Genomic DNA, 26465 nt, shown 5'->3' with positions numbered 1-26465 from the left:
TTTTTTGGTGGGGGGGGCTGTTTTTTTATTTATCGGGGGGGGGGGGGGGGGGGGGGGGGGGGGGGGGGGGGGGGGGGGGGGGGGCGGGCCCCCCCGCGCCCGGGGGGGGGCGGGAGCGCGGCGCGGGCCGGGACGGTGACAGGGCGGCGGTGAGGGGACGAAGGTGGGCGGTCGCTGCGGCGGGGGCCGAGGGCTGGGTGGCACCTGCGCGTCGCCGCGTCAGGGCCGGGCACCCGCGCACCGGAAGTCGGACCGGCCGACTTCTGGCGCAGGCCCCACCGCCGGGGTGGGTCAGCCCTCCTCGCGCCAGCCTTCGGCTTCGGCGGCGAGGGCGTCGAGGGCGCGGAGGAGTTCAGTGGTCCAGCCGCTCTCCGGGGGCTCCACGACCACCAGCCACTGGGCGTCCTCGGCGTCGTCCTCGCCGGCCAGGGCGTCCCGGACGACCTCCAGGTCGCCGAGGTCGGGATGGGCGGCGCTGAGCTCCTCGGCGGCTTCCTCGGCGGCGTCGCGGTCGGGCAGGACGAGCAGCTGCCGGGCGTGGGGGTCGAAGTCGTCCGGCTGGTCGGTGGTGGGATCTGCGGTCACCGGGCCATTGTCCCGTGCGCGGTGGACGGGCCGGCAGGCGGGCGGGGCTGTCCGTGCCGCGTGGGATGCTGGTAGGCGATGGCCAGGAAGAGTGCACCCGACGACCTGCTCGCCCCGCTGACCCTCGCGGTCGGCCAGGAGGAGCTGCTGCTGGACCGCGCGGTCGCCCAGGTGGTGGCGGCGGCGAAGGCGGCGGACCCCGACACCGATGTGCGGGACCTCGCGCCCGGGAGCCTGCAGCCCGGCAGCCTGGCCGAGTTGACCACGCCCTCGCTGTTCGCCGAGCGCAAGGTGATCGTGATCCGGGCCGCGCAGGACCTCTCCGCCGACTCCGTCAAGGAGGTCAAGGCGTACATCGAGGCCCCGGCCGAAGAAGTGATCATGGTCCTGGTGCACGCGGGAGGCGTGAAGGGCAAGGGGCTGCTGGACGCCGGGCGGAAGGCCGGCGGCCGGGAGGTCGCGTGCGCGAAGCTGGCGAAGGCGTCGGAGCGGCTGGCCTTCGTGAAGGGGGAGTTCCGCACGCTCGGGCGGTCGGCGACGCCGGAGGCGTGCCAGGCGCTGCTGGACGCGCTCGGCAGCGACCTGCGCGAGCTGGCGGCCGCGTGCAGCCAGCTCACCTCGGACGTCGAGGGCACCATCGACGACACCGTGGTGGCCCGCTACTACAGCGGCCGCGCGGAGGCGACCGGCTTCGAGGTGGCGGACCTCGCGGTGACCGGCCGGGCGGCCGAGGCACTGGAGCGGCTGCGCTGGGCACTGGCCGTGGGGCAGCCGCCGACCGGCATCACCTACGCGCTGGCGTCCGGGGTGCGCAGCATCGGCCGGCTGGCGACGGCCGGGCGGAACATGCGCCCGGGTGACCTGGCGCGCGAGCTGGGCATGCCGCCGTGGAAGGTCGAGCGGGTCCGCCAGCAGATGCGCGGCTGGACGGGCGACGGAGTGGCCACCGCCCTGACCGCGATCGCGCAGGCGGACGCGGCCGTCAAGGGGGGTTCCGACGATCCGGCCTTCGCCCTGGAGCGGGCGGTGGTCGCCGTCGCCAGGGCCGCCCGCGCCGGCTCGCGCCCGTACTGACCCGGCCCGTCCGGCGCGCCCAGGAGCGAAGCTGTCCGCCCGGTCCGCCCACGCCGCCCGGCCCGCCCCCGCCGCCCGGCCCGCCCACGCCGCCCGGCGCGCCCGGAGCGGCCCGGGCGGACCGGCCCGCCCCCGAGCAGTACGAGCGGACGCCCGCTACTTCCCGCCGATCGCCTTGAGGATGTCCCGGGTGTCGTCCAGCATGGCCTTCCGGACGGTGTCGCGGTCCAGCGTGTAGTCCTTGCCGATCTGGTAGTTGTCGGTCCAGTAGAGCGAGTACGTCATGCCGCCGTCCCGGACCTCCAGGTAGTAGTTGATGTCGTGGTACGTCTTGTCCGAGCTGGTCGGCTCGTCGCCGTAGGCGTAGTAGGCCTCCTGGCCGAGGTTCGGCACGTCGGAGATCTCGTACTTCTGCTGCTCGAAGTAGTGCCGGGTGGCGGCGTACTCGGGCGCGGAGTCGACGGCCTTGTGCAGCGAGACGCGGATTTCAAGGGTGGCGTAGTCCGGGGAGTCGCTTCCGCTGACGGTGCGCTTCATCAGGGCGTAGCAGCGCATGATGTCCATGGAGTCGCTCCGGCCGGTGTGCTCCAGCGGGTAGTTGTCCACCATCTTGTACTTCTGCCGGAACGCGGAGAGCTTGCCCGTCTCGCAGATCTCGTCGATGGCGTGGTAGCCGTGGAGGCTCTGCGCGGAGGAGCCTCCGTCCACGAGCTTGGGGACGAGGGCGACGGCGCCGGACCAGGCGACGGAGGCCAGGATGGCGCCGACGAACGCCCAGGTGGCGTTGCGGCGGAGGTTACCGCCCCGCCGGCCGGACCCGCCCGGAGCGCCGGGAACCGCCGGCAGCCCGGGCGCGGTGGACGGCAATCCCGGAGAGCCGGGCACCCCCGGAGAGCCGGACATCCCCGGAGAGCCGGGCCCCGAAGAGCCGGGCCCCGAAGAGCCGGGCGCCCCCGGCGAGCTGGGCAGCCCGGGCGGTGGGCCGAAGCCCGGCGCGGCGGCCGGCGGCGGTTGCTGCTGCGGGAATCCGGTGAACCCAGGACCGCCGCCCCGGGACGGCGGCGGTGGCGGAGGTTGCGGTGGCGTCGCCATGGATGGTGCCCCCCTGAAGCCCTTCAACGCCGGGGTGATCCCGGTCTGCCGTGACCGACGATAGCGGTCGGCCCACGGAACGCGACAGGCGCCGCAGCAGCCTCTGGGGAAGAGGTCCGCTACGGCGCCTGCCGTACTGCCCGTGCACCGCACCCGCGTGGCGAACGCAGGCCGCGTGCGGTGCGAGTCTTGGTTCTCGCCTCAGGAGTCCGGGTAGAGGGCCGGTTCGTCCCGAGGGGGGTGGGGCCGGGGGCCCCGGGGGCGTCAGGCCTGGACGGCGTTGACGCGCTTGGTGATGGCCGACTTCTTGTTGGCGGCCTGGTTGGCGTGGATGACGCCCTTGCTCACGGCCTTGTCGAGCGCCTTGGAGGCGGCGCGGGCCAGCACGACGGCCTTCTCGGTCTCGCCGGCGGCAGCGGCCTCACGGGCCTTGCGCAGAGCGGTCTTCAGCGAGGACTTGACGGCCTTGTTGCGCAGGCGCGCCTTCTCGTTGGTCTTGTTGCGCTTGATCTGGGACTTGATGTTCGCCACGAAGGAGCCTCAGTCTTGTGTGTAAACGGTTCTGGGGTCCCCCCGGCCGGAGGCTGGGGAGGGCTGCACCCGCGCGGCCGTCGGACCAGCTGAGAGGGCATGCCGAGGCCAGGTGCAGCGCCCCACGCTACCAGGGGCGCGCCGTTCGGCCCAAACCGGTCGGTCCCGGAGCGCCCTGGCCGGTCAGGCCCGGAGGACCGGCTCGCCGTAGTGCTCGACCTCGGGGAACGGCGCGTAGAAGCGGTGCAGCAGGTCCCGCCACCGCCGGTACTCGGCCGAGCGGCGGAAGCCCTCCGTGTGGTCCTCCAGCGTCTCCCACTCCACCTGGAGCAGGAACCGCGAGCCGCGGCCCTCGTCCAGGCAGCGGCGCAGTTCGAGCGAGTGGAAGCCGGTCTGGACGGCGATGAGCGGCCGGGCCTCGTCGAAGGCGGCGAGGAACTCCTCCTCCTGGCCGGGGAGGACGTCGAGCAGGGCGCTTTCGAGGATCATGCGCCCGAATGCTGCCGCATCCCGCCGCATCCCGCCGCGTGCCACCGCACTCAGCCGCATTCCGCCGCGCCGGCGGAGGGACGGCGGCGGACGGCGGCAGCCGGCGGTGGCGGACGGCGCCGAAGGGGTGGCGCAGGGGTGTCGGGGGAGTGTCGGACGCCCGGCGGACCGGCCCGGGAGAACCGAACGGCGGCGCACGCCGTGGTCGTGGGAAGATGGGAGGAACTATTTCGATCGGACGACTGTCCGGTCCCCGGGAAACCGGTCAGCGATGACCCGGACGCCCCCGGCCCCCGGACCAACGGAGAATCGGACCAAGGTGCCCGCGACCCCCAGCAATGTGCCAGAGCCCAGCCGTACCGACCCGGCGCTGATCCGCAACTTCTGCATCATCGCCCACATCGACCACGGCAAGTCGACGCTCGCAGACCGGATGCTCCAGATCACCGGTGTGGTCGATCCGCGGCAGATGCGCGCCCAGTACCTCGACCGGATGGACATCGAGCGCGAGCGCGGCATCACCATCAAGTCGCAGGCCGTCCGCCTCCCGTGGGCGCCGAAGACCGGGCCGAACGCCGGTACGACGCACATCCTCAACATGATCGACACCCCGGGCCACGTGGACTTCACGTACGAGGTGTCCCGTTCCCTCGCGGCGTGCGAGGGCACGATCCTCGTGGTGGACGCCGCCCAGGGCATCGAGGCGCAGACCCTCGCCAACCTGTACCTGGCGCTGGAGAACGACCTCACGATCATCCCGGTGCTGAACAAGATCGACCTGCCGGCCGCCCAGCCGGAGAAGTACGCCGCGGAGATCGCGCACATCATCGGCTGCGACCCGTCCGACGTGCTCCAGGTCAGCGCCAAGACCGGCCTGGGCGTCGAGGACCTGCTCGACCACATCGTCGACAACATCCCGGCCCCGGTCGGCGTCAAGGACGCCCCGGCCCGCGCGATGATCTTCGACTCGGTGTACGACGCCTACCGCGGCGTGGTCACCTACGTGCGTGTCGTGGACGGCCAGCTCACCAAGCGTGAGCGGATCGCGATGATGTCCACCGGCGCGACCCACGAGCTGCTGGAGATCGGCGTCATCTCGCCCGAGCCGAAGGTCGCCGACGGCCTCGGCGTCGGTGAGGTGGGCTACATCATCACCGGTGTGAAGGACGTCCGGCAGTCCAAGGTCGGTGACACCATCACCTCGCAGAACAAGGGCGCGACCGAGCCGCTCGGCGGCTACAAGGACCCGCGTCCGATGGTGTTCTCCGGCCTCTACCCGCTGGACGGCTCGGACTACCCGCTGCTCCGCGACGCCCTGGACAAGCTGCGGCTGAACGACGCCGCGCTGGTCTACGAGCCGGAGACCTCGGTCGCGCTGGGCTTCGGCTACCGCTGTGGCTTCCTCGGCCTGCTGCACCTGGAGATCATCCGGGAGCGGCTGGAGCGCGAGTTCAACCTCGACCTGATCTCCACCGCCCCGAACGTGATCTACCGCGTGGTGATGGAGGACGGCACCGAGCACACCGTCACCAACCCGAGCGAGTTCCCCGCCGGCAAGATCGCCGAGGTGTTCGAGCCGGTCGTGCGCGGCACCATCCTGGCGCCGAACGAGTTCGTCGGCGCGATCATGGAGCTGTGCCAGTCCCGTCGCGGCAACCTCCAGGGCATGGACTACCTCTCCGAGGACCGGGTGGAGCTGCGCTACACCCTGCCGCTCGCGGAGATCGTCTTCGACTTCTTCGACCAGCTGAAGTCCAAGACCCGCGGCTACGCCTCGCTCGACTACGAGCCCATCGGCGAGCAGAGCGCCAACCTGGTGAAGGTCGACATCCTGTTGCACGGCGACGCGGTGGACGCGTTCTCCGCGATCGTGCACAAGGACAAGGCCTACAACTACGGCGTGATGATGGCCGGCAAGCTGCAGAAGCTGATCCCGCGCCAGCAGTTCGAGGTGCCGATCCAGGCGGCGATCGGCTCCCGGGTGATCGCCCGTGAGACCGTCCGCGCGATCCGCAAGGACGTGCTCGCCAAGTGCTACGGCGGTGACATCTCGCGCAAGCGCAAGCTGCTGGAGAAGCAGAAGGAAGGCAAGAAGCGGATGAAGATGGTCGGCCGCGTGGAGGTCCCGCAGGAGGCCTTCATCGCCGCGCTGTCCACCGATGCCGAGGCGCCGAAGGACAAGAAGTAGCGGGTAGCGGTACGGGAAGCAGCCGTACGCGCGCGAAGGGCCCGGGCACCCGCCCGGGCCCTTCCCCGTCTCCGGGCCCTTCCCCGTCTCCGGGCCCGTCCACCCTCGACTCCACCCTCGACTCCACCCCGGACCGCTTCCCCGCGCCCCGCCCGACCGGGGCTACTTCAGCGCGCTGTAGACCCCGGCGACGATCGCGGCCTTCGCCAGCCGCCCGGCGGTCCCGGTGAGCACGGTGGGCCGCATCGAGTCGTCCCCGCGGACCAGCTGGAGCATCCCGTCCCGCCGCCCGAGGCTCAGGCACTGCGCGAGGTACTTGAACGCGAACGGCTCGTCGGTGCGCCCGGCGAGCAGCTTGCCGAGGTACTGGCCCATCGGCAGGGCGGTGGCGCAGCCCATCCGCAGGGCGCCGGTGCCGGGGACGGTGACCGCGGCGGCGTCGCCGATCACGTGGACGTCCGGGTGGGAGACCGACCGGAGGTGGCCGTCGACCACGGCCCGGCCGCGGGCGTCCACGGTCAGTCCGGCCTCGGCGGCCAGCGGGTGCGGTTCCATCGAGGCGGCCCAGACGGTGACGTCGGCCTCGATCGGGCCGGCGGCGGTGCGCAGCCCGGCGGGGGTGACCTCGGTGACGGCGGCGTTCTCGTGGACGGTGACGCCGAGCCGGTCGAGGGCGCGCCGGACGTGGGTGCGGCCCTTGACCGAGAACCAGCCGCCGACCTGGCCGGCCGCGACGATCCGCACCCGCCACCGCGGGTGGGCCTCGGCGAGTTCGGTGGCGAGCTCGATGCCGGTGGCGCCGCCGCCGACCACGGCGATGGTGCCGGGCCGGTCGGCGTCGCGCAGCCGGCGGTGCAGTTCGGCGGCCCGTTCCACGGGGTAGGCGTGCTCGGCGGCGCCGGGGACGTCGTGCCAGGCGGTGCGGCTGCCGAGGGCGTAGACCAGGGTGTCGTAGCCGAGGGCGGTGCCGTCGTCGAGCAGCACCTTGTGCCCGGCCAGGTCGAGTTCGACGGCCCTGGCCCGGCGGTGCTCGATGCGGCGGCCGCGGGCCAACTGGCTGAGGGCCGGCCAGTCCCGGCCGTGGCCGGCCGCCGCCTCGTGCTGGCGGATGCGGTGGAGGAGCCGCTCCTCGGGCGCGACGAGGGTGACGGGGTGGTGCTTTCCGGCGCCCTTGGCGGCGCTGAGCCCCGCGTAGCCGGCTCCCAGTACGACGATCCGCTTCTCGGTGGTGGTGCTGCTCATCTCGTCCGCCTCCTTCGGTGCGCTCGCGCGCTGTTCGGGAAGGGGACGACGCGGCCGGTCACGGTGTGACGGTGACCCGCGTCACAGCTCCACGGGGGTGATCCGGCCGAGCTTCTCCGGGTTGACCACCACGTAGGCCTCGGTGACCCGCCCGCCGGCGACGGTGAGGGCCAGTACGCCCATGACGGCGCCGGTGGCCTTCTCGTACCAGACCAGTCCCGGCTCGCCGTTGACCAGCGCGTGGCCGAGCCCGTACGCGTCGGTGAACCACTTGGCGACCAGGCCGGCCACCAGCCGGGCGACCTTGTCCGAGCCGAGGATCGGGCGGACGCCGGCGCGGACGACGCCGCCGCCGTCGGAGTGCCAGACCACGTCGGGGTCGAGGACGGTCATCAGGTCCTGGAGGTCGCCGCGGGTGACGGCGGCGGCGAAGGCCTCGACCGCCTGGCGGTGCTCGGCCGGGTCGGCGGCGGCGCGCCGGCTGCCGTCCTTGACCCGGCGGCGGGCCCGGGAGGCGAGCTGGCGGGTGGCGTCGGGGGTGCGGTCGAGCGAGGCGGCGATCTCGTCGAAGCCGACCGCGAAGACGTCGTGCAGGACGAACGCGGCCCGTTCGGCCGGGGTGAGCTGTTCCAGGACGGCGAGCAGGGCGAGCGAGACGGACTCGCCGCGTTCGGCGAGTTCGGCGGGGGAGGCGCCGGCCTCCGCGTAGGAGACGGACGGCTCGGGCAGCCACTCGCCGTAGTAGGCCTCGCGGCGGGCGCGGGCGGAGCCGAGCTGGTCGTAGCAGAGGCGGGTGACGACGGTGGTCAGGAAGGCGCGCGGGTCGGCGACGGCGGTGCGGTCGGCGGACTGCCAGCGCAGCCAGGCGTCCTGCAGCACGTCCTCGGCGTCGGTGAACGAGCCGAGCAGCCGGTAGGCGACGGAGCCCAGGTAGCGGCGGTTCGTCTCGAAGGCGTCCTGGGCGGAGGCGTCCTGGGCGGAGGCGGCCGTGGCCGACGGGGCGTCACTCACGGGCCCCACGGTAGCGTCCGCGGCCGGGAAGGCGAAGGGCCCCGGCCGTGGGGGCCGTCCCCGCCGCGGCCACCGCCGCCGGGGGCGCGCGAACGCGAGGAGCCGGAGTGGGCGGCCCCGCTCCGGCTCCTCGCGTTCCGCTCCCGGCGGTGCCGGTCAGTCGACCTCGGCCACCGCCTCGGCGAACTGCGCCTTGTACAGCCGCGCGTACGCGCCGTCGGCGGCGATCAGCTCGTCGTGCGTGCCCTGCTCGACGATCGAGCCGCTCTCCATGACCAGGATCACGTCGGCGTCCCGGATGGTGGAGAGCCGGTGGGCGATCACGAAGCTGGTGCGGCCGGTGCGCAGCCGGGCCATGGCGCGCTGGATCAGCACCTCGGTGCGGGTGTCGACGGAGCTGGTCGCCTCGTCGAGGACGAGGATGGACGGCTGCGCCAGGAAGGCCCGGGCGATGGTGATGAGCTGCTTCTCGCCGGCGCTGACGCCGGTGCCGTCGTCGTCGATGACGGTGTCGTAGCCGTCCGGCAGGGTGCGGACGAAGCGGTCGACGTGGGCGGCCTTGGCGGCCTCGACGACCTGTTCGCGGGTGGCGCCGTCGGCGCCGTAGGCGATGTTGTCGGCGATGGTGCCGCCGAACAGCCAGGTGTCCTGGAGGACCATGCCGATGCCGGAGCGCAGGTCCTCGCGGGACATGGCGGCGATGTCGACGCCGTCGAGGGTGATCCGGCCGGAGCTGACCTCGTAGAACCGCATCAGCAGGTTGACCATGGTGGTCTTGCCGGCCCCGGTGGGTCCGACGATGGCGACGGTCTGTCCGGGTTCGACCTTGAGCGAGAGGTCCTCGATGAGCGGCTTCTCGGGGTCGTAGCGGAAGGAGACGTCCTGGAAGGCGACCCGGCCGCGGACGGTGTCGGGGCGCTCCGGCATGGCCGGCTCGGGGGTCTGCTCGGGCGCGTCGAGCAGTTCGAAGACGCGCTCGGCGGAGGCGACGCCGGACTGCACCAGGTTGGCCATGCTGGCGACCTGGGTGAGCGGCTGGCTGAACTGCCGCGAGTACTGGATGAAGGCCTGGACGTCGCCGATGGTCAGGGCGCCGCTGGCGACCCGCAGGCCGCCGACGACGGCGACGAGCACGTACTGCAGGTTGCCGATCAGCATCATCGCGGGCTGGATGATCCCGGAGATGAACTGGGCCCGGAAGCTGGACTGGAAGAGGGCCTCGTTGTGCTCGCGGAAGGTCTCGGCGGACTCCTTCTGCCGTCCGAACACCTTCACCAGGGCGTGCCCGGTGTACATCTCCTCGATGTGCGCGTTCAGCTGGCCGGTGGACTTCCACTGCTGGACGAACTGCGGCTGGGCCCGCTTGCCGACCTTGGTCGCCACGACGACCGAGACCGGGACGGAGATCAGCGCGATCAGGGCCAGCAGCGGCGAGATCCAGAACATCATGGCGAGCACGCCGACGACGGTGAGCAGCGAGTTCACGACCTGGCCCATGGTCTGCTGCATGGACTGGCCGATGTTGTCGATGTCGTTGGTGACGCGGCTGAGCACTTCGCCGCGCGGCTGCTTGTCGAAGTAGCTGAGCGGCAGCCGGGCGAGCTTGGCCTCGACGTCCTGGCGCAGCCGGTAGCTGGCGCGCTGGACGGCCTTGGTGGCGAGCCGGCCCTGGACGATGCCGAAGACGGCGGAGGCGACGTAGATCGCGAGCACCCAGAGCAGGACGGTGCCGATGGCCCCGAAGTCCATGCCCTGGCCGGGGGTGAAGTCGATCGAGGAGAGCAGGTCGGCGACGCCGCCGTCGCCCTGGGCGCGCAGGCCCTCGACGACCTGTTCCTTGGAGGTGCCGGCGGGGAAGCGTTCGCCGACCACGCCGGCGAAGATCAGGTCGGTGGCGTCGCCGAGGATCTTGGGGCCGGTCACGGCGCAGCCGATGCTGAGCACGCCGAGTGCCAGGACGCCGCTGAGCAGGGCGCGTTCGGGGCGCAGCAGTTTGAGGACGCGCTTGCCGGAGCCCTTGAAGTCCATGGACTTCTCGGCGCCCTGGCCGCCCATGAAGCGGCCGGGGCCGGCCGGGCCGCGGCGGGCGGCGGCGGCCTGGGAGTCGCTGCGCACCTCGCCGGGGGCGCCCGCGCCGGGGCCGCTCGGGCCGGGGCCGCCCTTGGTGAGGCCGGGGCCCTGCTGCGCCGGGCTCTTCTTCTCCGGGTTGGCCGGGGTGGTCACGCCGCCTCCTGCTCGGTGAGCTGGGAGAGCACGATCTCCCGGTACGTCGGGTTGCCGGCCATCAGTTCGCCGTGGGTGCCGCTGCCGACGACGGCGCCTTCGTCGAGGACGATGATCCGGTCGGCGTCGCGGATGGTGGAGACGCGCTGGGCGACGATGAGCACGGTGGCGTCGGAGGTCTCCCGGGCGAGTGCCCGGCGGAGCTTGGCGTCGGTGGCGTAGTCGAGGGCCGAGAAGGAGTCGTCGAACAGGTAGACGCCGGGCCGGCGGACCAGGGCGCGGGCGATGGCGAGGCGCTGGCGCTGGCCGCCGGAGACGTTGCCGCCGCCCTGGGTGATGGGCGCGTCGAGGCCTTCGGGGAAGCGTTCGACGAACTCCTTGGCCTGGGCGACTTCGAGGGCGTGCCAGAGTTCCTCGTCGGTGGCCTCGGGACGGCCGTAGCGCAGGTTGCTGGCGACGGTGCCGGTGAACAGGTAGGGCTTCTGCGGGACGAGTCCGACGGTCTCGGCGATCGTCTCGGGGGCGAGCTCGCGCACGTCGACGCCGTCGAGCAGGACCTGTCCGGAGGTGGCGTCGAAGAGCCGGGGGACGAGGCCGAGCAGGGTGGACTTGCCGCTGCCGGTGGAGCCGATGACGGCGGTGGTCTCGCCGGGGCGGGCGGTGATGTCGATGCCGCGCAGGACGGAGGCCTCGGCGCCGGGGTAGCGGAAGGCGACGTCGCGCAGTTCCAGGTTGCCCCGGCGGAGCACCTCGGTGACCGGTGCGGCGGGCGGGACGACGCTGGAGCGGGTGTCCAGCACCTCCTGGATACGCTCGGCGCAGACCTCGGCGCGCGGCACCATCATGAACATGAAGGTGGCCATCATGACGCTCATCAGGATCTGCATCAGGTAGGAGAGGAAGGCGGTGAGGGCGCCGATCTCCATGCCGCCGCTGTCGATCCGGTGGGCGCCGAACCAGAGCACGGCGATGCTGGAGACGTTCACGACGAGCATCACGGCCGGGAACATGAACGACATCAGCCGGCCGACCTGGAGCGAGACGTCGGTGAGTTCCTCGTTGGCGCCGGCGAACCGGGTCTGCTCGTGGTCGTCCTTGACGAAGGCGCGGATGACCCGGATGCCGGTGATCTGCTCGCGCAGCACCCGGTTCACGGTGTCGATCTTCGTCTGCATGCTGCGGAACCTCGGGCGCAGCGCGCGGACCAGCAGGACGACCACGACGCCGAGCACCGGGACGACGGCGAGCAGCAGGGCGGACAGCGGCACGTCCTGGTTGAGCGCCATGATGATGCCGCCGACGCACATGATCGGTGCGGCGACCATCAGCGTGAAGGCCATCAGGACCAGCATCTGGACCTGCTGGACGTCGTTGGTGGTGCGGGTGATCAGGGAGGGCGCGCCGAACTGGCCGACCTCGCGGGCGGAGAAGCTCTGCACCCGGTCGAAGACGGCGGCGCGGACGTCGCGGCCGACGGACATCGCGGTGCGGGCGCCGTAGTAGACGGCGCCGATCGAGCAGAGCGCCTGGACCACGGTGACGGCGATCATCACGCCGCCGACGCGCAGGATGTATCCGGTGTCGCCCTTGACCACGCCGTTGTCGATGATGTCGGCGTTGAGGGTCGGCAGGTAGAGCAGGGCGAGGGTGGAGACCAGCTGGAGGAGCACCAGCAGGGTGATCGGTCGGGAGTAGGGGCGCAGGTACGCCCTGAGCAGTCTGATCAGCACTGGCACACTCTTGTCGTCGGCGGTGGGATTCGCATCCCAATTCTCGTTCTTTAGTGGACTCGTACAGGCGATTAGGGGTAGGCCGCCCGGAGGTTTGTCCAGTCCTTTGCCGAATTCGGTGGCGGGGGCGGTTGCGCGGGCCGGTGGGCGCGCCGTACCCGGGGTGCACCGGGTGGACGGTGGCGTGCCACCTGCCTCGCCCTCTTACGGAATGACCGGTTTCCCCCTAGGCTGCTGATTGCCCCCTTGTTACTCGCCGGTACCCGACCGGTTAACACCGGGGCCCGGCGACCGCCCCCACGGGAGCCGCGACAGTCCCTCAGACGGCCACCCGCCCCCGGAGGTCCTCGTTGAGTTCCGCGCAGTCCCTGATCGACTCCGGCCGTGCCGACATCGTCGCCGGGCGTCCCACCTCCGTCGCCCACCTGTTCCAGGAGCGGGTGGCCGCCACCCCGTCCGGTGAGGCGTACCGCTACCCCGTCCCGGTGGACGAGCAGGCGGCGGACAGCGCCCCCGGCGCCGAGCAGTGGCGCTCCCTGACCTGGGCGCAGACCGCCACCCGGGTGTACGCGGTGGCCGCCGGCCTGCTGGCACTGGGCATCCAGCCCGAGGACCGGGTCGCCCTGGCCTCCTCCACCCGGCTGGAGTGGATCATCGCCGACCTCGGCAACATGTGCGCGGGCGCGGCCACCACCGCCGTCTACCCGAGCACCAACGCCGACGAGACCGCGTTCATCCTCTCCGACTCCGGCTCCAAGGCCCTGTTCGCCGAGAACGCCGCCCAGCTCGCCAAGGCCGTCGCCGAGCGGGACCGGCTCCCCGAGCTGCGCACCGTGATCCTCTTCGACGCGCCCGCCGAGGCGCCGGAGACCGGCGGGCTCGAGGTGATCACCCTCGCCGAGCTGGAGCAGCTCGGCACCGAGCACCTGGCCGGGCATCCGGACGCCGTCGAGAAGACCATCGCCGGGCTCGACAAGGAGCAGCTGGCCACCCTGATCTACACCTCGGGCACCACCGGCCGCCCCAAGGGCGTGCGCCTGGTGCACGACTGCTGGGCGTACGAGGGGCGGGCGCAGGAGGCCAGCGGGCTGCTGGCCGCCGACGACGTGCAGTTCATGTGGCTGCCGCTGTCGCACGTCTTCGGCAAGACGCTGATCTCGGGGCAGATCGCCACCGGCCACGTGATGGCCGTGGACGGCCGGGTCGACCGGATCATCCACAACCTGCCGGTGATCCGGCCGACCGTCATGGCCTCGGCGCCGCGCATCTTCGAGAAGGTCTACAACGGCATCGCCGGCCGGGCGCGGGCCGAGGGCGGCGCCAAGTACAAGATCTTCATGTGGGCGGCGCAGACCGCCCGCGAGTACGCCCGGGTCGTCCAGGAGAACCGGGTGGCCACCGGTACCGACAGCGCCCCGCTGGGGCTGCGGCTGCAGCACGCGCTGGCCGACAAGCTGGTGTACGCCAAGATCCGGGCGGCCTTCGGCGGCCGGCTGCGCGGCGCGGTGTCCGGCAGTGCCGCGCTCGCCCCCGAGATCGGCTACTTCTTCGTCGGCGCCGGGGTGCCGATCCTGGAGGGCTACGGGCTGAGCGAGACCAGCGCCGGCTCGTCCGTCAACCGGGCCGAGGACATCCGGGTCGGCACGGTCGGCCGGGCGCTGCCCGGCACCGAGGTCAGGATCGCCGAGGACGGCGAGATCCTGCTGCGCGGCCCCGGCGTCATGCGCGGGTACCACAACCTGCCGGAGAAGACCGCCGAGGTGCTGGAGGCCGACGGCTGGTTCCACACCGAGGACATCGGCGAGCTGTCCCCCGACGGCTTCCTGCGGATCACCGACCGCAAGAAGGACATGTTCAAGACCTCCGGCGGCAAGTACGTCGCGCCCAGCGAGGTCGAGGGCAAGTTCAAGGCGGTCTGCCCGTTCGTCAGCAACATCCTGGTGATCGGCAACGGCCGCAACTACTGCACCGCGCTGATCGCCCTGGACGAGGCGGTGATCATGCCGTGGGCCGCCGAGCACGGCCTGGGCGGCAAGCCGTACGCCGAGGTGGTCGCCGACCCGCAGGTGAACAAGCTGATCGAGGGCTTCGTGCAGCGGCTCAACGGCGACCTGCAGCGCTGGCAGACGATCAAGAAGTTCCACCTGCTGCCGCGCGACCTGGACGTCGAGCACGGCGAGCTCACCCCGAGCCTGAAGATCAAGCGCCCGGTGGTCGAGAAGACGTACGCGGACGCCGTCGCCGAGATGTACGCGGGCACCAACGAGGCCTGATCCGTCCCGCTCCCGTACGGCCCGCCGGCTTCGGCGGGCCGTACGGGACAATGGGGTCATGCCCTCCGCACTCCCCGACGGCGAACCCGTGCCGTCCGACGGTTCCCTGCCCGCTCACGCCCTCGCCGGGCTCGGGTCGCGGCCGTTCGGCTTCTACCTGCACGTGCCGTACTGCGCGAGCCGCTGCGGCTACTGCGACTTCAACACCTACACCGCCACCGAGCTGCGCTCCTCCGGGGCGGTCGCCTCGCAGGAGACCTACGCCGACAACGTGGTCGCCGAGATCCGGCTGGCCCGGCGGGTCCTCGGGGCCGCGGACCTCCCGGTGCGGACCGTCTTCCTCGGCGGCGGCACGCCGACCCTGCTGCCCGCCCGGGACCTGGTGAAGATGCTCGCCGCGATCCGCGACGAGTTCGGGCTGGCCGAGGACGCCGAGGTCACCACGGAGGCCAACCCCGAGTCGGTCGACCCCGCCTACCTCGCCGAGCTGCGGGCCGGCGGCTACAACCGGATCTCCTTCGGCATGCAGTCCGCCCGCCCGCACGTGCTGCGGCTGCTCGACCGGCACCACACCCCCGGCCGCCCCGAGGCCTGCGTGGCCGAGGCCCGCGCGGCCGGCTTCGAGCACGTCAACCTCGACCTGATCTACGGCACCCCCGGCGAGTCCGACGACGACTGGCGGGCCTCCCTGGACGCCGCGATCGGCGCCGGGCCCGACCACGTCTCCGCGTACTCGCTGATCGTCGAGGACGGCACCAGGCTGGCCGCCCGGGTCAAGCGCGGCGAACTCCCGATGATCGACGACGACGTGCACGCCGACCGCTACCTGATCGCCGAGGAGGCGCTCACCGCGGCCGGCTACTCCTGGTACGAGGTCTCCAACTGGGCCACCACCCCGGAGGGCCGCTGCCGCCACAACGAGCTGTACTGGACCGGCGCCGACTGGTGGGGCGCCGGCCCGGGCGCGCACAGCCACGTCGGCGGCGTCCGCTGGTGGAACGCCAAGCACCCCGCCGCCTACGCGCAGGCCCTCGCCGAGGGCCGCACCCCGGCGCTGGGCCGCGAGGTCCTGGCCGAGGAGGACCGCCGGGTCGAGCGCATCCTGCTCGAACTCCGCCTCGCCGAGGGCATCCCGCTCACCCTCCTCACCGACGCGGGCTGCAGGGCTGCCGGGCAGCACCTCGCCGACGGCCTGCTGGCCCCGGAGCCGTACGCCGCCGGCCGCGCCGTCCTCACCCTCCAGGGCCGGCTGCTGGCGGACGCGGTGGTACGTGACCTGGTGGACTGACTCTCGTTGACGTGGTCTCAGCCGGACTACTGGTCGGTGCGCACCGCCAAGTTCGGCGAGCCCGTCCCGCTGGACGTGCTCGGCATCACGCTCGACACCTCGGAGTTCCGGACCTACGCCTGATCCGCCGACGTCACGAAGTCGATCAGTTCCTCGACGCGACCGAGCAGCTCGGGCTCCAGGTCCTTGTAGGAGTCCACCTTCGACAGGATCCGCTTCCAGGCGGCGGGGGTGTCCACCGGCCAGCCGAGGCGCCGGCAGACGCCCTCCTTCCACCCCTCGCCGCGCGGGACGTCCGGCCAGGCGGGGATGCCGACGCTGGCGGGCTTCACGGCCTGCCAGACGTCGATGTAGGGGTGGCCGACGACCAGGACGGCGTCGCCGGTGACCTGGGCGGCGATGCGGTGCTCCTTGGTGCCGGGGAGCAGGTGGTCGACCAGGACGCCGAGGCGGCGGCCGGGGCCGGGGGCGAAGTCGGCGACGATCGCGGGCAGGTCGTCGATGCCCTCCAGGTACTCGACCACCACGCCCTCGATCCGCAGGTCGTCCCCCCAGACCCGCTCGACCAGCTCGGCGTCGTGCCGGCCCTCGACGTAGATCCGGGACTCCCGCGCCACCCGGGCACGGGCGCCGGGGACGGCCACCGAGCCGGACGCGGTCCTGCCGGGCGCCCGCGAGGGCGCCGGACCGGCGGGACGGACCAGGGTGACGGCCTTGCCGTCCAGCAGGAAGCCGCGCGGCACCAGCGGGAAGACCCGGTGCTTGCCGAAACGGTCCTCCAGGGTGACGGTGAACCCCTCGGCGGTCTTCTCGCAGCGCACCACCGCCCCGCAGAAGCCGGTCTCCGCCTCCTCCACCACGAGGTCCCGCTCGGCGGGCACCTCGGGGGCGGGGGTCTGCTTCTTCCACGGCGGGGTCAGGTCGGGTCCGTACTGGCGGCTGCGCATTCCACGGAGTCTACGAGGCGTCAGGCGAGGTGGTGCCCAGGTGAGTGGTGCTCAGGCGAGGTGGTACGAGGTGTCGACGGCCAGGACCTCGGCGAGCCGGCCGCGGACGGCGACCGTGTGGCCGGGTGGCCGTGTGGCCGTATGGCGGAGCGTCACCGACGCGGCTCCGGGCTCAGTCCCCCAGGCCCGGGGCGCCCCAGACCGGGAACCAGCGGGTGAGGTCCTTCTCCAGCCGCAGGTCGTTCCCGAGCATCGCGTTGACCTGCAGCTCCAGCGGACTGTTCCGCTTCTCCCCGCCCCCCGGCACCGGCGCGAACGGGTAGAAGGTGCCGCGCTTGTACAGGTAGACCAGTGCCAGCGGCTGCCCCTCGGCGTTGCGGAAGGCGACCAGCGAGCAGAGCAGCTGCGGCCCGAAGCCGTTCGCCTCCAGCTCGCTGTTGACCGCGTGCAGGTCGTTGACCAGCTCCGGCAGTTCCTCGGGCTGGTGCCGGGCGAGCAGCCAGGAGTAGCCGTACGCGTCCTTGGACGCCTCCACCGGGACGCCGCCGCGCTCGGTGTCGGCGTCCAGCAGCGCCCGTACCTGCCGCTCGACCTCGTCGAACGCCCCGCCCTCGACCGAGGCGAAGCAGACCGAGCCGACGCCGGTGGGCCGGAAGCCGGCCCCCGCCTCCAGGGTCAGCGCGGCGGACGGCACGCCGAACAGCTGGTCGAGATCGGGCTTGACCGGCTTGGTGCGGCCGAAGAGCGTGTCCAGGATTCCCACGGCGGTCCCTTCCGGTCGGGGCGAGGAGGTGGCGGTTCAGCGGCCGAGCCGGGCCGAGATCGCGGCCAGCTGCTCCAGCCGCCGCTCCAGCGACGGGTGGGTGGAGAGCAGCTTGGAGGCGGTCTCCCGGGCGCTCAGCGCCGGGGCGAAGTAGAAGGCGTTGTACGGCTGCGCCTGGCGCAGGTCCTTGGTCGGGATCGCGGCGATCTGGCCGGTCACCTTGGTCAGCGCAGAGGCGAGCGCGCTGGGCCGGCCGGTGAGCTGGGCGGCGGCCCGGTCGGCGGCCAGTTCGCGGTAGCGGGAGAGCAGCCGGGTGAGCAGGAAGCTGATCGCGTACACCACCATCGACACCAGCGGGATGATCAGCGCGATGACGGCCGCGCCGGAGTCGTCGTTGCTCCGCCCGCTGCCCAGGAACCCGCCGTACAGGGCGATCCGCGTCATCGCCCCGGCGAGCACGCCGAGGAACCCGGCGACGGTCATCACCGCGACGTCCCGGTGGGCGACGTGCGAGAGCTCGTGCGCCAGCACGCCCTCCAGCTCCTCCGGCTCCAGTCGCCGGAGCAGGCCGGTGGTCACGCAGACCACGGCGTTCTGCGGGTTGCGGCCGGTGGCGAAGGCGTTCGGCATGTCGTTGTCGGCGACGGCGACCCGGGGCTTGGGCATGTCGGCGAGCGCGCAGAGCCGGTCCACGGTGCCGTGCAGCTGCGGGTACTGCTCGGGGGTGACCCGGTGGGCGCCCATCGCCTTCTCGGTGATCTTGTCGCTGAACCAGAACTGGGCGACGAACAGCCCGCCCGAGATCAGCACGATCAGCGGCCAGGCGCCGCGCAGCAGCGCGATCAGCAGGCCGGTGAATCCGACGTACAGCAGCCCGATCACGAACATCGTCCCGACCATCCGGCCGGTCAGGCCGCGGTCGGGTGCGAAGCGGGTGTGCTGGCCCGAGGTGGACATCGCTGCTCCTCCGTTCGCCGTCCGCTTCCGATGCTGCCACCCGGACGGGCGCGGGGCATCACCCACGCGCCGCGCAGTGCGGGCAGGATCACCCCGGCCGGGCCGTTCCTGCCGTCGGACCCGGGCCTTACACTGGCAGGTACGGTTCTGGCACTCGTGTGTTCAGAGTGCCAAAGCCGGGGCCCGCCCAGTGCGGCCCGCAGCAAGGCGATACGGACACATGTCACATCGGACAACGTGCGAAGACGGAGGTGCGTGCCCCATGGCCGGTGAGGTCCGCCAGCTGGACGACCGCAAACTCGCGGTGCTTCGCGCCATCGTCCAGGACTACGTGGGCACCGAGGAGCCGGTCGGCTCCAAGGCCCTGGTCGAGCGGCACAACCTCGGCGTGTCCCCGGCCACGGTCCGCAACGACATGGCCGCGCTGGAGGAGGACGGCTACATCCACCAGCCGCACACCAGCGCGGGGCGGATCCCCACCGACAAGGGGTACCGCCTGTTCGTCGACCGGTTGGCCGAGGTCAAGCCGATGAGCGCGCCCGAGCGGCGGGCGATCCGGCACTTCCTGGACGGCGCGGTCGACCTGGACGACGTGGTGGCCCGTACGGTGCGGCTGCTCGCGCAGCTGACCCGGCAGGTCGCGGTGGTCCAGTACCCCTCGCTCTCCCGCTCCACCGTGCGCCACATCGAGCTGGTCGCGCTGGCCCCGGCCAAGGTGATGCTGGTCCTGATCACCAACACCGGCCGGGTCGAGCAGCGGCTCGTGGACTGCCCGGGCACGGTCGGCGAGACCGTCCTGGCGGACCTGCGCGCCAAGATCAACACCAGGGCCGCCGGCCGCCGGCTCCCGGAGGTGCCCGGGCTGCTGGAGGAGCTGCCGGCCCAGTTCGAGGCGGCCGACCGGCCGACCGTCACCACCGTCCTGGCGACGCTGTTCGAGGCGCTCGCCGAGCAGAACGAGGAGCGGATCATGCTGGCCGGCACGGCCAACCTGACCCGCTTCGGCCACGACTTCCCGCTCACCATCCAGCCGGTGCTCGAAGCGCTGGAGGAGCAGGTCGTCCTGCTCCGTCTCCTGGGTGAGACCGCGGACGCCGGGATGACGGTCCGGATCGGCCGGGAGAACGCCTACGAGGGGCTGAATTCCACCTCGGTCGTCTCGGTCGGTTACGGTTCGGGCGACGAGAGCGTGGCCAAACTGGGTGTGATCGGTCCGACCCGGATGGACTACCCGGGCACAATGGGGGCGGTGCGAGCGGTGGCACGGTACGTGGGCCAGATCCTGGCCGAGTCGTAGGAACGGCCACCGTCAGGTCCTGACGGTGGTACCAGTCGCAAGCACTTCTACAGGCGGAACAAGCGGAGCATTTGGTGGCCACGGACTACTACGCGGTACTCGGCGTCCGACGGGATGCGGGGCAGGACGAGATCAAGAAGGCGTTCCGGCGCCTGGCGCGCGAACTGCACCCGGACGTCAACCCGGACCCGAAGACGCAGGAGCGGTTCAAGGAGATCAACGCCGCCTACGAGGTGCTCTCCGACCCGCAGAAGCGCCAGGTCTACGACCTCGGCGGCGACCCGCTGTCGCCCAACGGCGGCGGGGGCGCGGGCGGCTTCGGCGCCGGCGCGGCCGGCTTCGGCTTCTCCGACATCATGGACGCCTTCTTCGGCGCCGCCTCCGGCCAGCGCGGCCCGCGCTCGCGGACCCGGCGCGGCCAGGACGCCATGATCCGGCTGGAGATCACCCTGGAGGAGGCCGCCTTCGGCACCACCAAGGAACTCCAGGTCGACACCGCCGTCACCTGCACCACCTGCAGCGGCGAGGGCGCCGCGCCCGGCACCTCCGCGCAGACCTGTGACATGTGCCGCGGCAAGGGCGAGGTCTCCCAGGTCACCCGGTCCTTCCTGGGCCAGGTCATGACCTCCCGCCCCTGCCCGCAGTGCCAGGGCTTCGGCACCGTCGTGCCGACCCCGTGCCCCGAGTGCGCCGGCGACGGCCGGGTCCGCGCCCGCCGCACCCTGACCGTCAAGATCCCGGCCGGTGTCGACAACGGCACCCGGATCCAGCTGGCCGGCGAGGGCGAGGTCGGCCCGGGCGGCGGCCCGGCCGGCGACCTCTACGTGGAGATCGCCGAGACCACCCACAGCGTCTTCCAGCGCCGCGGCGACGACCTGCACTGCACCGTCACCATCCCGATGACGGCCGCCGCGCTCGGCACCCAGGTGCCGCTGCAGACCCTGGACGGGCTGGAGGAGGTCGACATCCGGCCCGGCACCCAGTCCGGCCAGTCGATCCCGCTGCACGGCCGCGGCATCACCCACCTGCGCGGGGGCGGCCGGGGCGACCTGATAGTGCACGTCGAGGTGCAGACGCCCACCAAGCTCGACGCCGAGCAGGAGGAGCTGCTGCGCCGTCTCGCGGTGCTGCGCGGCGAGGAGCGGCCCTCGGGCCAGTTCGCGCCGGGCCAGCAGGGGCTGTTCTCGCGCCTCAAGGACGCCTTCAACGGCCGCTGACGGCCGTACCGGCGCCCGGTGACCCCCGCGGGTCACCGGGCGCCGTCGTTCCACCGCACCCCACCGCCGCACCCCCGGGCGCCGCACCCCGGCCGCCGCACCGCCGGGCGCCGTACCGCTCGGTGGCCTCCGGAATCCCGACCCTCCGCCATCCCGACCTCCGGAACCCCGACCCTCCGGAATCCCGACCTCCAGGACCCGCCATGACCGCGCCCGTGTTCGTCGTCGAGACCGTGCAGCTCGCCACCGCCGCCCCCGGCGCGGTGGTCCGCCTGGACGGCCCGGAGGGGCGGCACGCCGCCGCGGTGAAGCGGCTGGAGGCCGGCGAGGCGGTGACCCTCGCGGACGGTCTGGGCCTCGGCGTGGACGGCACCGTCGCGGCGGTGCACGGCAAGGACGCGATCGACGTCACCGTGGCCGCCGTCCGCCGCGAGCCCGAGCCGGCGCCGAGGATCGTCGTCGTCCAGGCACTGCCCAAGGGCGACCGCGGCGAACTGGCGGTGGAGACCATGACCGAGGTCGGGGTGGACGTGGTGGTCCCCTGGGCCGCCTCCCGCTGCATCACCCAGTGGAAGGGCGAGCGCGGCGCCAAGGCGCTCGCCAAGTGGCGGGCCACCGCCCGCGAGGCGGGCAAGCAGTCCCGCCGGCTGCGCTTCCCCGAGGTCCGCGAGCTGATGACCACCCGGCAGCTGGCCCCCCTCCTGGCCGGGGCGGCGCTCGCCGCGGTGCTGCACGAGGAGGGCGCCGAGCCGCTGGCCGGGGCCGCCCTGCCGGAGACCGGCGACATCGTGCTGGTGGTCGGCCCCGAGGGCGGCGTCTCCCCGGACGAGCTGGCCGCCTTCGCCGAGGCCGGCGCCAAGCCGTTCCGGCTCGGTCCCTCGGTGCTGCGCACCTCCACGGCGGGCGTCGCCGCCGGCGCGCTGCTGCTGGGGCGCACCGGCCGCTGGAGCTGAGACCCGGGGGCCGGACCGCGCCGGACGCCGGCGGGCGTCCCCCGCGCGGGTCGGCTGTTGCGGAAATGCCGGTGCATCGTCCGCGTACCTGCCTAGGCTGACCGTGTGAGCGAAACCCGGAGCACCTCAGCGGGCGCCTACCTGCGCCACCCTCACCTGCACGGTGACCTGGTCACCTTCGTGGCCGAGAACGACGTCTGGCTCGCCCCGCTGGACGGCGGCCGGGCCTGGCGGCTGACGGCCGATCACGTCCCGGTCCGGCGGCCGCGGTTCTCCCCGGACGGCCGGTACGTCGCCTTCACCTCCACCCGGGACGGCGCGCCCGAGGTGCACGTCGCCCCGGTGGACGGCGGCCCGTCCCGCCGGCTGACGTACTGGGGCAGCGACCAGACGCAGCTCCAGGGCTGGACGGCCGACGGCCGGCCGATCGCCACCACCTCCGCCGGGCAGGCCACCCTGCGCCGCACCTGGGCCCACGCCGTGCCGCTGGACGGCGGCGAGCCGGTCCGGCTGCCGTACGGGCCGGTCGGCGGCCTGGCCTTCGAGCCGGGCGGCGACCGGACGCTGCTGGTCTCCGCCTTCGGCACGGAGCCGGCCTGGTGGAAGCGCTACCGCGGCGGCCGGGTGGGCAAGCTCTGGATCGGCGCCGAGGAGTTCGTCCGGATCCACCAGGAGCTGGACGGGCACATCGAGTCCCCGTTGTGGGTGGGCGGGCCCGGCGCGTCCCGGATCGCGTTCCTCTCCGACCACGAGGGCGTCGGCGAGCTGTACTCCAGCCTCCCGGACGGCACCGACCTGCGCCGCCACACCACCTCGCCGGAGGGCTTCTACGCCCGCACCGCCACCACCGACGGCACCCGGGTGATCTGGCACAGCGCCGGTGACCTCTGGCTGCTCGACGGCCTGGGCGGCCCGGACGGCACGGCCGCCGCCGAGCCGCGCCGGCTGGACGTCCCGCTGGCCGGTCCGCGGGCCGGCCGCCGCCCCCGCCCGGTCCACGCCGCCCACTGGCTGGAGACCGCCGCCCCCGACCGCACCGGCCGGGCCGGCGCCGTCGTCGTCCGCGGCACCGTGCACTGGCTGACCCACCGGGAGGGCCCGGCCCGGGTGCTGGACGAGACGCCCGGCGTGCGCGGCCGGCTGGCCCGGGTGGTGCCCGGCGAGGACGGCGCCCAGGGCGTGCTCTGGGTGACCGACGCCGAGGGCGACGACGCGCTGGAGTACGCCCCCGCCGTGCTGGGCACCGAGCGCCGCCGGCTGGCCGCCGGGCAGCTCGGCCGGGTCCGCGGCCTGCTGGTGTCACCGGACGGCAAGCAGGCCGCGGTCGGCTCGCACGACGGCCGGGTGCTGCTGGTCACGCTGGCCGACGGCGCCGTGCACGAGCTGGCCCGCAGCACCGACGGCGAGGTCAGCGGGCTGGCGTTCAGCCCGGACTCGGCCTGGCTGGCCTGGTCGCAGCCGACCCCGGGGCTGGGCGCCTTCTCGCTGCGCCAGATCGTGCTGGCCAACCTGGCCACCCGGACGGTCAGCGAGGTCACCCCGCAGCGGTTCGTCGACACCTCGCCCGCGTTCACGGCGGACGGCAAGCACCTGGCCTTCCTCTCGGTGCGCAACTTCGACCCGGTCTACGACTCGCACGTCTTCGACCTGTCCTTCCCGAACGGCTGCCGCCCGTACCTGGTCACGCTGGCCGCCGACACGCCGTCCCCGTTCGGGCCGCAGCGCGCCGGGCGGCCGGTCGGCGGCGAGGAGGACGAGCCGCGGGGCAAGAAGGCCGACGGCGAGGAGGGCGCCGCCGACGCGCCGCCGGCCACCCGGGTCGACCTGGACGGCATCGCCGACCGGATCATCCCCTTCCCGGTCGAGGGCGGCCGCTTCGGCAGCCTGAAGGCGGCCAAGGACGGCGTGCTCTGGACGAGGGTCCCGCTGATCGGCGAACTCGGCGACGAGGCGGCCTCGCTGGAGGACGAGCGGCCGCGCCCGACCCTGGAGCGGTTCGACTTCCGCAAGCGCCGCGCCGAGCACCTGGTCGACGGCCTGGACGGCTTCGCGGTCAGCGGCGACGGCACCCGGCTGGCCGTCCTGGACGAGGGCGAGCTGCGGATCGTCCCCGCCGACCACAAGGCGTCCGGGGACGACGACGAGATCGCGGTCGACCTGGAGCGGCTGCGGGTCACCGTCGACCCGGCGGCCGAGTGGCGGCAGATGTACGACGAGAACGGCCGCCTGATGCGCGACAACTTCTGGCGCCCCGACCTCGCCGGCGTCGACTGGGACGGCGTGCTCGCCCGCTACCGGCCGCTGGTGGACCGGCTCGGCTCGAAGGACGACCTGGTCGACCTGCTCTGGGAGGTGCACGGCGAGCTGGGCACCTCGCACGCCTACGTGGTGGCGCACGGCGTCCACACCGAGGCGGCCCGCCGGCAGGGCAGGCTCGGCGCCGACCTGGTCAAGGACGGCGAGGTCTGGCGGATCGCCCGGATCCTGCCCGGCGAGTCGTCCGACCCGCGGGCCCGCTCGCCGCTGGCCGCGCCCGGCGTCGCCGTCCGCCCGGGCGACGCCGTCCTCGCCGTCAACGGCCGCCCGGTCGACCCGGTGGCCGGCCCGGCGCCGCTGCTGGCCGGCACCGCCGGGCAACCGGTCGAGCTCACCGTGGCCGGCAAGGACGGCACCGACCAGCGCCACCCGGTGGTCGTGCCGCTCGCCGACGACGAGCCGCTGCGTTACCACGACTGGGTGGCCGGACGGCGGGCCGCCGTCCGGGAGCTGTCCGGCGGCCGCCTCGGCTACCTGCACGTCCCCGACATGCAGGTGGCCGGCTGGGCGCAGATCCACCGCGACCTGCGGTCGGAGATGGCGAAGGAGGGCGTGATCGTCGACATCCGGGAGAACCGCGGCGGCCACACCTCGCAGCTGGTGATCGAGAAGCTGGCCCGCCGGATCGTCGGCTGGGACGTCGCCCGGGACATCGCCAGCCCGGTGCCCTACCCCGGCGACGCCCCGCGCGGGCCGGTGGTGGCGCTGGCCGACGAGTACTCCGGCTCGGACGGCGACATCGTCAACGCCGCGATCCAGGCGCTGGGGCTCGGCCCGGTGGTCGGCACCCGGACGTGGGGCGGCGTGATCGGCATCGACAGCCGGTACACGCTGGTCGACGGCACCCTGGTGACCCAGCCCAAGTACGCCTTCTGGATGGAGGGTTACGGCTGGGGCGTGGAGAACCACGGGGTCGACCCGGACGTCGAGGTGCCGATCGCGCCGCACCAGTACGCGGCCGGGGAGGACCCGCAGCTCGCCGAGGGCGTCCGGATCGCCCTGGCCGCACTCGCCGAGACCCCGGCCAAGGTCGCCCCGCCGATGCCCTGGCAGTAGAGCCGGAGCGGGCCGGAGCGGGAAGTCGGACGGGGCGGCTTCCCGCTCCCCGCGGTGAGTAGGATGCGGGGCTGTTCTTGATCACCGCATTCACGGGGGCACGGCAATGGCGCAGGGATATCCACCGGGTTCGTACGGCCAGCAGCAGTACGCGCAGAACCCGTACGGCCAGAACCCCTACGGCGGACAGCCGTACCCGCCGCAGCAGCCGTACCCGGGCCAGCCGCCGTACCAGCAGGCCCCGCAGCCGTACCCGCCGCAGCAGGCCCCGCAGCACCAGCAGCCGTACCCGCCGCAGCAGCAGTACCAGCAGGCCCCGCCGTACCAGGGGCAGCAGCCCCACCAGGGGCAGCCGTACGGGCACGCGCCGCAGCAGCCGAACGGCGCCCGGGTGCCCCGGCCGGAGGAGGCGAGCGGATTCCGGCGCTACCCCGCGATCCTCGTCGACTGGCTGCTCGCCGTCGTGCTCGGCTTCGTCGCCGCCAAGGCCGCCGGAGGTTCGAAGGTCGACCACGCGGGCGCCTACTTCGGCACCCTCCTCGTGGCCGGCTTCGGCGCCTCCTTCGTCAACCAGGTGGTGCTCGGCCGCCTCCTCGGCTTCAGCGTGGGCAAGGGCCTGATGGCGCTGCGGGTGATCCGCAAGAAGGACGGCAGCCGCCCGAACACCCGGCGGCTCACCAAGCGCTGGGCGCTCGGCTTCGTCATCATCGCGATCTCCCTGATCACCGAGGACTACGAGGACGAGGAGTTCATGGGCGTCCGCGTGGTCCGCTGGAAGCACCTGCGGGAGTACCAGCAGGCGACCGGGCGGCTCGGCTAGCATGCGGCCGTACGCCCCGACCTCCCCCCTTTCCGACCGACCCCGCGAGGAGACCCCGATGGCCGGCGAGCCGCAGCCCGACTGCCTGTTCTGCAAGATCGTGGCCGGCGAGATCCCGGCCACCGTGGTGCGCAAGACCGAGCGCACCCTCGCCTTCCGGGACATCGCCCCGAAGGCCCCGACCCACGTCCTGGTGATCCCGCACGTCCACTACCCGAACGCCGCCGCGCTGGCCGCCGCCGAGCCGGAGATCGCCGGCGAGCTGCTCGCCGAGGCCGGCCGGGTCGCCGAGGACGAGGGGCTGGCCGACTACCGGCTGATCTTCAACACCGGTGCCGGTGCGGGCCAGACCGTCTTCCACGCCCACCTCCACCTGCTCGGCGGCGTTTCGATGACCGAGCGCATGGTCTGAC

Annotated in this window: 21 protein-coding genes; 10 read left to right on the top strand and 11 right to left on the bottom strand. The window is 73.1% G+C overall.

Going from position 1 to position 26465, the window contains the following annotated elements:
- Positions 1-291 precede the first annotated feature (291 nt).
- Positions 292-528: a hypothetical protein gene (locus ACFVHB_RS24805; RefSeq protein ID WP_380326295.1), complete on the bottom strand. Its 237-nt coding sequence runs from the start codon at positions 526-528 to the stop codon at positions 292-294.
- Between the two features lie 135 nt (positions 529-663).
- Between ACFVHB_RS24805 and holA the strand changes: the two genes are divergently transcribed.
- The gene (holA, locus tag ACFVHB_RS24800) at positions 664-1659 is read left to right on the top strand and encodes a DNA polymerase III subunit delta (protein ID WP_380326286.1); all 996 of its coding nucleotides are present in this window, start codon (positions 664-666) and stop codon (positions 1657-1659) included.
- A 156-nt stretch (positions 1660-1815) separates the two neighbouring features.
- Here the strand turns inward: holA and ACFVHB_RS24795 are convergent, their stop codons facing one another.
- The 3 genes from ACFVHB_RS24795 to ACFVHB_RS24785 form a co-directional block, all read right to left on the bottom strand.
- On the bottom strand, positions 1816-2526 hold the full coding sequence (locus ACFVHB_RS24795) for a hypothetical protein (RefSeq protein ID WP_380326284.1): 711 nt from the start codon (positions 2524-2526) through the stop codon (positions 1816-1818).
- Between the two features lie 489 nt (positions 2527-3015).
- The gene (rpsT, locus tag ACFVHB_RS24790) at positions 3016-3282 is read right to left on the bottom strand and encodes a 30S ribosomal protein S20 (protein WP_238741111.1); all 267 of its coding nucleotides are present in this window, start codon (positions 3280-3282) and stop codon (positions 3016-3018) included.
- Positions 3283-3465: 183 nt separating this feature from the next.
- On the bottom strand, positions 3466-3771 hold the full coding sequence (locus tag ACFVHB_RS24785) for an antibiotic biosynthesis monooxygenase family protein (protein ID WP_380326281.1): 306 nt from the start codon (positions 3769-3771) through the stop codon (positions 3466-3468).
- A gap of 319 nt (positions 3772-4090) precedes the next feature.
- On the opposite strand from ACFVHB_RS24785, the gene lepA reads away from it, so the two are divergent.
- On the top strand, positions 4091-5959 hold the full coding sequence (lepA, locus tag ACFVHB_RS24780; RefSeq protein ID WP_380326278.1) for a translation elongation factor 4: 1869 nt from the start codon (positions 4091-4093) through the stop codon (positions 5957-5959).
- Between the two features lie 162 nt (positions 5960-6121).
- Here the strand turns inward: lepA and ACFVHB_RS24775 are convergent, their stop codons facing one another.
- The 4 genes from ACFVHB_RS24775 to ACFVHB_RS24760 all read right to left on the bottom strand — a co-directional run bounded on the left by ACFVHB_RS24775 (position 6122) and on the right by ACFVHB_RS24760 (position 12165).
- Positions 6122-7201, bottom strand: a complete 1080-nt coding sequence (locus ACFVHB_RS24775) for an NAD(P)/FAD-dependent oxidoreductase (RefSeq protein WP_380326275.1) — start codon at positions 7199-7201, stop codon at positions 6122-6124.
- An 81-nt stretch (positions 7202-7282) separates the two neighbouring features.
- Positions 7283-8212: an RNA polymerase sigma factor SigJ gene (gene sigJ / locus ACFVHB_RS24770; protein ID WP_380326272.1), complete on the bottom strand. Its 930-nt coding sequence runs from the start codon at positions 8210-8212 to the stop codon at positions 7283-7285.
- Positions 8213-8368: 156 nt separating this feature from the next.
- Positions 8369-10267, bottom strand: coding sequence for an ABC transporter ATP-binding protein (locus tag ACFVHB_RS24765; protein ID WP_380326292.1), 1899 nt, complete (start codon positions 10265-10267; stop codon positions 8369-8371).
- A gap of 164 nt (positions 10268-10431) precedes the next feature.
- Positions 10432-12165: an ABC transporter ATP-binding protein gene (locus ACFVHB_RS24760; protein WP_380326269.1), complete on the bottom strand. Its 1734-nt coding sequence runs from the start codon at positions 12163-12165 to the stop codon at positions 10432-10434.
- A 350-nt stretch (positions 12166-12515) separates the two neighbouring features.
- Between ACFVHB_RS24760 and ACFVHB_RS24755 the strand changes: the two genes are divergently transcribed.
- Positions 12516-14438, top strand: coding sequence for an AMP-dependent synthetase/ligase (locus tag ACFVHB_RS24755; RefSeq protein ID WP_380326267.1), 1923 nt, complete (start codon positions 12516-12518; stop codon positions 14436-14438).
- Between the two features lie 58 nt (positions 14439-14496).
- Positions 14497-15726, top strand: a complete 1230-nt coding sequence (hemW, locus tag ACFVHB_RS24750) for a radical SAM family heme chaperone HemW (RefSeq protein ID WP_380326264.1) — start codon at positions 14497-14499, stop codon at positions 15724-15726.
- A gap of 113 nt (positions 15727-15839) precedes the next feature.
- Here the strand turns inward: hemW and ACFVHB_RS24745 are convergent, their stop codons facing one another.
- From ACFVHB_RS24745 to htpX, 3 genes are all read right to left on the bottom strand, one after another.
- Positions 15840-16673 carry a DUF3097 domain-containing protein gene (locus ACFVHB_RS24745; RefSeq protein ID WP_380326262.1) on the bottom strand — a complete coding sequence of 278 codons (834 nt, stop codon included), beginning with the start codon at positions 16671-16673 and terminating at the stop codon, positions 15840-15842.
- Between the two features lie 172 nt (positions 16674-16845).
- Complete coding sequence (locus ACFVHB_RS24740; protein ID WP_380326260.1) at positions 16846-17436, bottom strand: hypothetical protein; 591 nt, start codon at positions 17434-17436, stop codon at positions 16846-16848.
- Between the two features lie 36 nt (positions 17437-17472).
- Complete coding sequence (gene htpX, locus ACFVHB_RS24735; RefSeq protein ID WP_380326257.1) at positions 17473-18393, bottom strand: zinc metalloprotease HtpX; 921 nt, start codon at positions 18391-18393, stop codon at positions 17473-17475.
- A 262-nt stretch (positions 18394-18655) separates the two neighbouring features.
- Between htpX and hrcA the strand changes: the two genes are divergently transcribed.
- The 6 genes from hrcA to ACFVHB_RS24705 all read left to right on the top strand — a co-directional run bounded on the left by hrcA (position 18656) and on the right by ACFVHB_RS24705 (position 26464).
- Complete coding sequence (gene hrcA, locus ACFVHB_RS24730) at positions 18656-19690, top strand: heat-inducible transcriptional repressor HrcA (protein ID WP_380326254.1); 1035 nt, start codon at positions 18656-18658, stop codon at positions 19688-19690.
- A 74-nt stretch (positions 19691-19764) separates the two neighbouring features.
- Positions 19765-20907, top strand: coding sequence for a molecular chaperone DnaJ (gene dnaJ, locus ACFVHB_RS24725; protein ID WP_380326251.1), 1143 nt, complete (start codon positions 19765-19767; stop codon positions 20905-20907).
- A gap of 203 nt (positions 20908-21110) precedes the next feature.
- Positions 21111-21860, top strand: a complete 750-nt coding sequence (locus ACFVHB_RS24720) for a 16S rRNA (uracil(1498)-N(3))-methyltransferase (RefSeq protein ID WP_380326248.1) — start codon at positions 21111-21113, stop codon at positions 21858-21860.
- A gap of 105 nt (positions 21861-21965) precedes the next feature.
- Positions 21966-25232, top strand: a complete 3267-nt coding sequence (locus tag ACFVHB_RS24715) for a PDZ domain-containing protein (protein WP_380326245.1) — start codon at positions 21966-21968, stop codon at positions 25230-25232.
- A gap of 106 nt (positions 25233-25338) precedes the next feature.
- Positions 25339-26052: an RDD family protein gene (locus ACFVHB_RS24710; RefSeq protein ID WP_380326242.1), complete on the top strand. Its 714-nt coding sequence runs from the start codon at positions 25339-25341 to the stop codon at positions 26050-26052.
- Between the two features lie 58 nt (positions 26053-26110).
- Positions 26111-26464: a histidine triad nucleotide-binding protein gene (locus tag ACFVHB_RS24705; protein WP_380326239.1), complete on the top strand. Its 354-nt coding sequence runs from the start codon at positions 26111-26113 to the stop codon at positions 26462-26464.
- Position 26465: the final 1 nt, after the last annotated feature.

This window comes from Kitasatospora sp. NPDC127111 (assembly GCF_042677465.1).
Lineage (GTDB): Bacteria > Actinomycetota > Actinomycetes > Streptomycetales > Streptomycetaceae > Kitasatospora.
Note: the sequence above shows the minus strand (reverse complement) of the source record. Positions and strands in the feature narration are given on the sequence as shown.